The sequence below is a fragment of the Oscillochloris sp. ZM17-4 genome, from assembly GCF_019599295.1.
GTDB lineage: Bacteria > Chloroflexota > Chloroflexia > Chloroflexales > Chloroflexaceae > Oscillochloris.
This window is the reverse complement of sequence record NZ_JAIEWN010000007.1, coordinates 47,134-55,191: the sequence shown is the minus strand read 5'-3', so window position 1 is coordinate 55,191 and position 8,058 is coordinate 47,134. Positions and strand designations below refer to the sequence as shown.

9 protein-coding genes are annotated in these 8,058 nt (G+C 67.7%); 5 read left to right on the top strand and 4 right to left on the bottom strand.

What is annotated here, in order from left to right; all coding sequences use genetic code 11:
• Window positions 1-43: 43 nt before the first annotated feature.
• Window positions 44-952 (top strand): hypothetical protein, encoded by a 909-nt coding sequence (locus K2Z83_RS07940; RefSeq protein WP_220594642.1) that lies wholly within the window; start codon window positions 44-46, stop codon window positions 950-952.
• On the opposite strand, the gene K2Z83_RS07935 is transcribed toward K2Z83_RS07940, so the two are convergent.
• The 3 genes from K2Z83_RS07935 to K2Z83_RS07925 form a co-directional block, all read right to left on the bottom strand.
• Window positions 944-1,942, bottom strand: a complete 999-nt coding sequence (locus tag K2Z83_RS07935; RefSeq protein ID WP_220594641.1) for a stage II sporulation protein M — start codon at window positions 1,940-1,942, stop codon at window positions 944-946. The two genes, K2Z83_RS07940 and K2Z83_RS07935, sit on opposite strands and share 9 nt — an antisense overlap.
• A gap of 92 nt (window positions 1,943-2,034) precedes the next feature.
• Window positions 2,035-2,844, bottom strand: coding sequence for an isopentenyl phosphate kinase (locus tag K2Z83_RS07930; protein ID WP_220594640.1), 810 nt, complete (start codon window positions 2,842-2,844; stop codon window positions 2,035-2,037).
• Window positions 2,845-2,964: 120 nt separating this feature from the next.
• A complete protein-coding gene (locus tag K2Z83_RS07925) occupies window positions 2,965-3,936 on the bottom strand; it encodes a decaprenyl-phosphate phosphoribosyltransferase (RefSeq protein ID WP_220594639.1) in 972 nt (323 codons plus the stop codon).
• Between the two features lie 131 nt (window positions 3,937-4,067).
• Between K2Z83_RS07925 and K2Z83_RS07920 the strand changes: the two genes are divergently transcribed.
• From K2Z83_RS07920 to K2Z83_RS07910, 3 genes are all read left to right on the top strand, one after another.
• Window positions 4,068-4,652 carry an XTP/dITP diphosphatase gene (locus K2Z83_RS07920; RefSeq protein WP_220594638.1) on the top strand — a complete coding sequence of 195 codons (585 nt, stop codon included), beginning with the start codon at window positions 4,068-4,070 and terminating at the stop codon, window positions 4,650-4,652.
• Window positions 4,653-5,474, top strand: a complete 822-nt coding sequence (locus K2Z83_RS07915) for an MBL fold metallo-hydrolase (protein ID WP_220594637.1) — start codon at window positions 4,653-4,655, stop codon at window positions 5,472-5,474.
• A 72-nt stretch (window positions 5,475-5,546) separates the two neighbouring features.
• On the top strand, window positions 5,547-6,473 hold the full coding sequence (locus K2Z83_RS07910; protein ID WP_220594740.1) for a branched-chain amino acid transaminase: 927 nt from the start codon (window positions 5,547-5,549) through the stop codon (window positions 6,471-6,473).
• A gap of 181 nt (window positions 6,474-6,654) precedes the next feature.
• Here the strand turns inward: K2Z83_RS07910 and rpmB are convergent, their stop codons facing one another.
• Window positions 6,655-6,840: a 50S ribosomal protein L28 gene (gene rpmB, locus K2Z83_RS07905; RefSeq protein WP_220594636.1), complete on the bottom strand. Its 186-nt coding sequence runs from the start codon at window positions 6,838-6,840 to the stop codon at window positions 6,655-6,657.
• A 153-nt stretch (window positions 6,841-6,993) separates the two neighbouring features.
• Between rpmB and K2Z83_RS07900 the strand changes: the two genes are divergently transcribed.
• Window positions 6,994-7,845 carry a DegV family protein gene (locus K2Z83_RS07900; RefSeq protein WP_220594635.1) on the top strand — a complete coding sequence of 284 codons (852 nt, stop codon included), beginning with the start codon at window positions 6,994-6,996 and terminating at the stop codon, window positions 7,843-7,845.
• Window positions 7,846-8,058: the final 213 nt, after the last annotated feature.

Below are 8,058 nucleotides of genomic sequence, written 5' to 3'. Positions count from 1 at the left end.
GGGGGTTGGGGGACGGTGGGTGGGAGTTAGGGAGCGGTGGCCAGTGGCCGCGCTGTTCCTGATCGGCCTGACGATGCTTGCCGTGAACCTGGGGGCGATCCGGCAGCGTGGCGATGCGTCGACCGACCTGCAGCGGGCGATCACGATGGCTGTGGTCAGAAACAGCGGGGCGGGAGACCTGCTGGTGGTGCCCGACGGTCTGATCGAGCTGTACCTGCCCTACTACGTCAGCCGCAATACTGTCACCTCGCTGAACCAGGCGATGACGGCCAGCGGCGGCGACTGGCCGGCGGCATGCATACTCCTGCGCGACCGGGTTGAGCAGGCGCTGTCCAGCGGCTACGGGGCGCTGATCGCCGCCGAGGCCATGCGGCCATCCCCGGCGCCGCCCGGCGAGCCGCCGAGCATGATGGAGCGATTCGGGCTGACGTCCGACCAGGTGGCGGCATGCTACGCGCCGCTGATGCCGCTGATGACACCCGTCGATCTTGGCGCCGGGCTCCCTAGCTATAGCCGCATCCCCGCCGCCCAGAAGCTGGCCGACGGCCCCGGCTGGGATTTTACACGCGGGACGTGGGGGTGGTGGGCGACGAACTTCGGCCAGAACGCCATCACGGGCCAGGGCTGGGCGCTGACACCCAGCGTGGACCCGTCGATGAGCAGCCCGCCTATGCGGATCATCGCCGCGCACTACAGCCAGATCGAGGTGCGTGTCGCGGCGGGGACGACGGCCCGCGACGCCCAGCTCTTCTTCCTCGACGCGGCCGGGCAGGCCAGCGAGGAGCGATCGCTGCGCTGGCAGCTCGCGCCCGGGCCTGAGATGCACACCTACCGCCTGGATCTGCGCACGGCCCCGGGCTGGAGCGGGGTGATCAGCAGGCTGCGGCTCGACCCGGTGAGCGCCGGTGACGGCGGGATGGTCACGATAGAAGCTATTCGGCTTCTACCGTGACTTTCTGAAGAGAGGGGTTCTTTCGGAGGGGCTAGGCCCCTCCAAACCTCCCGCCAGCAGGTAGGTGGCGAGGGCCAGGCCGGAGCCGAGGGCGACGAGCAGCTTGACGGCGAGCGGCAGGGGCGAGGGCGAGATGAAGGCCTCGATCAGGCCGGCGATCACCAGCAGGGGCACGCAGCCGAGCAGCAGCAGCACGGCGCGGCGGGAGGCGAGCACCAGGGCGGCCCGGCGCGTGAGCAGGCCGGGGTGAAGCAGCGCCCAGCCGAGCTGGAGCCCGGCGCCGCCGGCGATGAAGATCACGCTCAGCTCGATCACGCCGTGGGCCGCCACGAAGCCCCAGAGGTTCGTCGCGAAGCTGAAGCGCTGGGCCGCGCCGGCGACCACGCCGAGCATCATCCCGTTCGTGGCCAGCACGATCAGCGTGTAGACGCCGAAGGTGACGCCGCCTGCGAAGGCGCGGAAGGCCACCCCAATATTGTTGGTCATGATCTCGGCCGAGCTGAGGCTGCGCCCATCCTCGTTGATCCGCTGCCACCACTCGTTGCCGGCCTGCACATCGCCGATCACCTGCTCGGCGCCGGGCATGAGGGCGCTGCCCAGGGTCGGGTCGCGGTAGGTGATGACGAAGGCGGCGATGGCGGGCAGCAGAAACATCAGGAATGCCGCCAGGGTGAATCCCCAGGTGGCGCGGAAGGTGCGTGGGAAGGTGGTGAGGAAGAAGGCGCCGATCCTGCCAGAGCGCCCGCCATCGCCCCGGTAGATCGCGCCGTGGCCGCGGGCGACTAGACCGTTCAGATAGGCGCTCACCTGGTGGCGCGGGAAGTCGCGCCGGGCGACGGCGAGGTCGGAGCTGGCCTGGCGGTAGAGCCGGCCGAGCTCCTGGATCTCATCGGCCGAGAGCGCGGCGAGGCTGGCCCCGGCCCGGTCGAGCAGGGTGCCCAGGCGCTCCCAGGAGGCGCGCTTGCGCTGGATGAAGTCCTCGGCGTGCATTCCCCACCCTCAAAACAAGTCTCTAATGGGCTGAGATTGCCAGCTTCGCTGGCAATCTCAGCCCATTGTAGACTTGCTCATGGATCTACGCGCTAGCTGGCGCGGATGATCGTCCCGAAGTCGATCTGCCCATCACCGAGGGCGGCGGCCAGCAGGCCGGGGGCGGGGCCGACCAGGCGCACCTCCAGGCCGGGGACGGATTGGACGAGCCGCCACATCAGGTCGAGCTTACTGCGCATCCCGCCGGTCACATCGACGGCGTGGGAGCCGACGGCGCCGTGGAGCACCGCGTCGATGTTATCCGCCGTGATCAGCGGGATGCGCTCGGCGTTCATGTCGATCCGCGGGTCCGCAGTGTAGACGGCGTCCTCGCCGACCAGGACGACCCGCGCGGGGCGCAGGTCGGTGGCGAGGGCCAGGTGGGCCAGGAGCTGCTCGGTGGAGATGATCGCGCTGCCCTGCTGGCTGTCGAAGGCCACGTCGCCGTGGATCACGGGGATCAGGCTGTGGGAGAGCGCGACGCCGACCGGGGCCGTGTCCCAGGCGATGACCTGGCCAGCGGCGCTGCGCAGGGCGGCCGAGGGCTGGATCTCGACGGCGGGGAGGTTGGCGGCGAGCAGGGCGTCGACCACGATCCGGTTCAGGCGCAGGGCGGCCCCGGCGGTGAGGGCGAAGCCCATCCAGTCGGCGTCGGCGGCGAGGCCGCGGTGGACTCCGTACTGGGCGGCGTAGTGGTGGCCGAAGGACCCGCTGCCGTGGCTGATGATCAGGCGGAGGTCAGGGCTATCGGCGCGGGCCCGGGCGATCTCGCCGGCGAGGCGCGTGATCACGGGCAGGTCGGCGACCTCGCGCCCGGCCTTATGGGTGATGACGGATCCGCCGAGCTTGATGAAGGTGTACATAGGGTACAGGGTACAGGGTACAGGGTACAGGGTGCAGGATGGTACAGGGTACAGGGTACAGGGTACAGGGTACAGGGTATGGAATGTGCCGCCTGTCCCCTGTCCCCTCTCCCCCGTACCCTAGTTCGGGAAGAGCAGGAGCACAGCGAGCACCGAGATCCCCCAGAGCACAACGCTGCCGGCGAGGGGCAGATCCTTAAACAGCAGCTCGTCAGGTGCGCCGCCCTCGCCACGGATATAGATCAGGTAGAGGTAGCGGAAGATCGCATAGATCACAAAGGGGATGGTGGCCATCAGCATCGGGTAGGGATCCTGAGGGGCGACGGGCGCCAGGAACGCGGTGACGCTGTAGGCCATAATGATGCTCGCCGTAACGATCGACATCATCTGGTCGAGCATGGGCAGCGAGTACTCCTGAAGGATGCGGCGGTGCTCGCCTGCGCCGCCCTCAAGCAGCACCAGCTCGTGGCGGCGCTTGCCGATGCCCAGGAAGAGGGCGAGGAGCAGCATGCAGAGCAGCAGCCAGGGCGTGATCAGCACGCCGAGCACGACGGCCCCGCCGATCGCCCGCAGCACAAAGCCCGCCGCGAGGACCAGGATGTCGAGCAGGACGACATTTTTCAGCCAGTAGCTATAGAGGAAGCCCTGGATGAAGATGTAGGTGACAATGACGGCCAGGTAGCCGAAGCTCGGGTCGAGCAGGATCGCCGAGGGGATCGCGATAGCGATCAGGATGATCGAGGCGACGACCCCGACAATCAGGCTCAGCCGGCCCGACGCGAAGGGCCGGTTGCGCTTCTTGGGGTGCGCCCGGTCCTTCTCAATATCCACCAGGTCGTTCACCAGGTAGATGCCGCTAGCGGCCATGCAGAAGATGGCGAAGGCGCCGATCACCTTCAGGAGCGGCCAGGGGCCGACATTAGGATTCCAGAACTGCCAGAGCCGCTGCTCGGAGAAGGCAAGGGCGGCGAAGACGAAGACATTCTTCACCCACTGGCGCGGGCGCATGGCCCGCAGGAGCTCAACTATCATATTGGGGCGCGCGGCGGAGGCGGCCGCGCCGATGGGGCGATCCGTCGAGAGGTTACTCATGATCTCCTGCCGGATGAGCGGCGTAAAGCTGTCTGATTGTACCCGAGGCACCCAGGGGCGTCAATGCACCGCTGGCCGTAGCATAATCTGCCCCTTGACAGGGCGGCGCTTGGGCCGTACATTCTAGCACTATGCATGAGCTTCTGATCGCCACCCACAACCCCGGCAAGCTGCGCGAGTTTGCCGCGATCTTCGCCGGCCTCGGACTGACCCTGCGCACCCTCGACGACCTCGGGATCACCGAGGATGTGGAAGAGACCGGGGCGACCTTCGAGGAGAACGCCCGCCTGAAGGCCGAGGGCTATGCGGCCCTCTCCGGCCTGCCCACCCTGGCCGACGACAGCGGCCTGGAGGTCGCCGCGCTCGGCGGCGCCCCCGGCGTCTACTCGGCGCGCTACGGCGGGGTGAAGGGCGCGGCCCAGCTCCAGTACCTGCTCGACCAGATGCAGGATGTGCCCTGGCACCAGCGCGTGGCCCGCTTCGTCTGCGTGATCGCCCTGGCCCGCCCCGGCCACCCCACCCAGTTCGCCCAGGGCACGCTCTCTGGGGTGATCGAGCTCGCCCCGCGCGGCGAGGGCGGATTCGGCTACGACCCGCTCTTCTACCTGCTGGACGAGGACAAGACGCTGGCCGAGGTGCCGGCCGCGCACAAGAACCAGATCAGCCACCGCGCCGAGGCGGCCCGCGCGGCGCGGGCCATCCTGGAGCAGTGGTAGATGGCCTTCACGGTGACATCGCTGGCCTCGGGCAGCAGCGGCAACGCGCTGGTGATCCAGCGCGATGACGCGGCCATCCTGATCGACTGCGGGATCGCCCTGCGCACCATGGAGCGGCTCCTGCGCTACCGCGGCATCGCCCCCGAGTCGATCCGGGCACTGCTGCTCACCCACGAGCACGGCGACCACGCCCTGAGCGCGGCGGCCCTGGCCCGCCGCTACGGGGCGCCGGTGATCTGCAACGCGGCCACCCGCGCGGCCCTGGGCGCCGAGCTCGACGGGGTCGCCGTCGAGCTGCTGCCGGTGGGCGAGCGGGCCTGCGTCGGCCCCTTCGATGTGTCGAGCTTCCGCCTGCGCCACGACGCCGCCGACCCGGTCGGCTACCGGGTGGCCGCCGACGGGGCCGCAATGGCCCTGGCGGTGGACCTGGGCAGCTGGGACGATGAGACGGCCGCCGCGCTCAGCGGGGCCGACCTGCTGGTGGTGGAGGCCAACCACGACCGTGAGCTGCTCAGGGCCTCGGCCTACCCCTGGGCCACCCGCCAGCGCATCTTCGGCCCGCTCGGCCACCTCGACAACATGCAGTGCGGCGAGCTGCTGGCCCGCGCCGGCGTCCGGGCGGGCCACGAGGTCTGGCTGGCCCACCTCTCGGAGCAGACCAACTCGCCGCGCATGGCCACCGCCGGGGTGGGCCGGGTGCTAGAGCTGGCCAACCGTCGCGGGGTGAGCCTGCGCGCCCTGCCGCGCCGCTCGGTGAACGGCCCCGGCGGCGCGCCCGCATGGCACAGCGATACGCGGCTGCTCCAGCAGACAATGTTTTAATTGTGAATGTTGAATGTTGAATGTTGAATGCAGGCCATTCAACATTCAACATTCAACATTCGGAGGAGATCGATGCCGATCACGAAGATGGACTATATCTGGTTTAATGGCGAGCTCGTCGAGTGGGACAAGGCCACGCTCCATGTGCTGTCGCACGTCGTACACTACGGGACAAGCTTCTTCGAGGGCATCCGCTGCTACGAGACGCCGATGGGCACGGCGATCTTCCGGCTGACCCCGCACATGCGCCGGCTGGTCGACTCGGCGCGGATCTACCGCACCGAGATCCCCTACTCGCTTGCGCAGCTGGTGGCGGCGGTGAAGGAGACGGTGCGGGCCAACAGGCTGCGCGCCGGCTACATTCGCCCGGTGGTCTACCGGGGCTACGGCGAGATCGGGGTCAACCCGCTGGGCAACCCGGTCGAGGTGGCGATCGCCACGATCGAGTGGGGCAAGTACCTGGGCGCCGAGGCCATGGAGCAGGGCGTCGATGTCTGCGTCTCGTCGTGGAGCCGCTTCGCCCCCAACACCCTGCCGGCCATGGCGAAGGCCGGCGCCAACTACATGAACTCGCAGCTGATCAAGATGGAGGCCCTGGCCAACGGCTACAGCGAGGGGATCGCCCTCGACCATAACGGCCAGGTCAGCGAGGGCAGCGGCGAGAACCTGTTCCTGGTGCGCGACGGCGTAGTCTACACGCCGCCGGCCGGCTCGTCCATCCTCAGCGGGATCACCCGCGACACGGTGATCAGTCTGCTCGGCGACATGGGCGTGGAGGTGCGCCAGCAGGTCATCCCGCGCGAGATGCTCTATGTGGCCGACGAGCTGTTCTTTACGGGCACCGCCGCCGAGGTCTCGCCCATCCGCTCGGTGGATCGCATGACGGTCGGCGCGGGGCGGCGCGGCCCGATCACCGGCGAGGTGCAGGCGGCCTTCTTCGCGGTCGTCGAGGGCAAGCGCGAGGACACGCACGGCTGGCTTGAGTATGCGGGCGAGTAGGCAGGCGGCAGGCGGTAGGCGGCAGGGACCTGCCGCCTGCCGCCTGCCATCTATTGCGCGGGGGGATTCCTTGGGCTATAATGCGGCCCCGTGGGTGCAGGATGCCGCGCCCGACACAAACGAAGAGGCCAGCGCCCCTTCGACGGGACACTGGCCTCTTGTGATGTGGTCGCAGCAGGACCTAGCGAACCTTGACCATCGTGCGCATGCACTGGGTGCATACGCGGATCTGCTCGGGCTTGCCCTCGCTATTCATCACGGTCGTCTTCTGCAGGTTTGGCCGCCACATACGGTTGGTGCGCCGCTTCGAGAAGCTAACGTTATGACCGAATGAGGGGATCTTGCCACACATTTTGCACTTCGCCATTTCCGTAGTACTCCAGATGGTGCCGTAATTAGCCCTTATTTTTTCGCGTATCTGCGAGAATATACCATACCGCTACCTCTTTGGCAAACGTTTGACGCAGAGGGCGAGCCTCTCCGGCCAGCCCGTATTAGAGATAAGATAGGTGTCGCGCACATGGCGAAGATCAAAATTGTCACCGATGGCTCAGCCGATATCCCTGCCGAGTTGGCTCGCGACCTTGGGATCGAGATTGTGCCGCTGCTGATACACGCCGATGATAAGGTCTACCGGACCGGCGTCGATATCACCGACGAGCATCTCTACGAGATGCTGATGTCCGGCCACCAGCGATTTACGGTCTCCTCGCCCTCGCCGGCGGTCTTCGAGCAGCTCTATCGGCGCATGGTTGGCGACGCCGATTATGTCTACTCAATCCACCTCAGCAACCACCTGAGCAACACCTACGCCAACACGGTGCTGGCCCGCAGCAAGGTGCCGGCCTCAACCACCCGGATCGAGCTGGTGGATAGCAAGTCGGCATCGGCCGGGCTCGGCTCGATCGTGCTGGCGGCCGCCCGCGCCGCACGCGAGGGCGCCACGCCCGACGAGGTCAGCCTGCTGATCAACGCGATGGTGCGGCACACCCACGTCTGCTTCTTCGTCGATACGATGGAGCACCTGGAGGCCGCCGGCCGGCTGACGATCACCGGCTCGGTGCTGGGCTCGATGCAGCGGATCAAGCCGCTGATGATCCTCGACGAGGGCGAGATCGTGCCCTACGAGCGCACCCGCACCCGCGCCAAGGCGATCGAGGGGCTCTTCACATTTATCGAGGACTTCCCGCGAGTCCAGGAGGTGATCGCGCTCTTCGCCACCACCCCCGAGGATGTCGAGAAGCTGCTGGAGAAGGTCGAGCCGATCTTCCCGCGCGAGAAGGTGCAGATCGCCCGATTCGGCCCCAGCATCGCCGCCCACCTCGGATCCGGCGCCATGGGCGTCATGGTCTTCGAGGGGTTTGAGGAGTAGGGGCGCAGCAGTCGGTGCGCAGCGCGCCGACTGCTGCGCCCCTACTTGCGATTTGAATGATGCAGAACCCCGAGCATATCATCCATCTGGGCAAGGTGCTGGCCGCCGAGCAGCGCCGCGGCTGCGATGACGGCGCCACCGCCGACGGCCTCGACCGCTTCCTCGACCACTGGCAGGCCCAGGCCGATGGCGACCTCGCCCTCGACGCGGTGC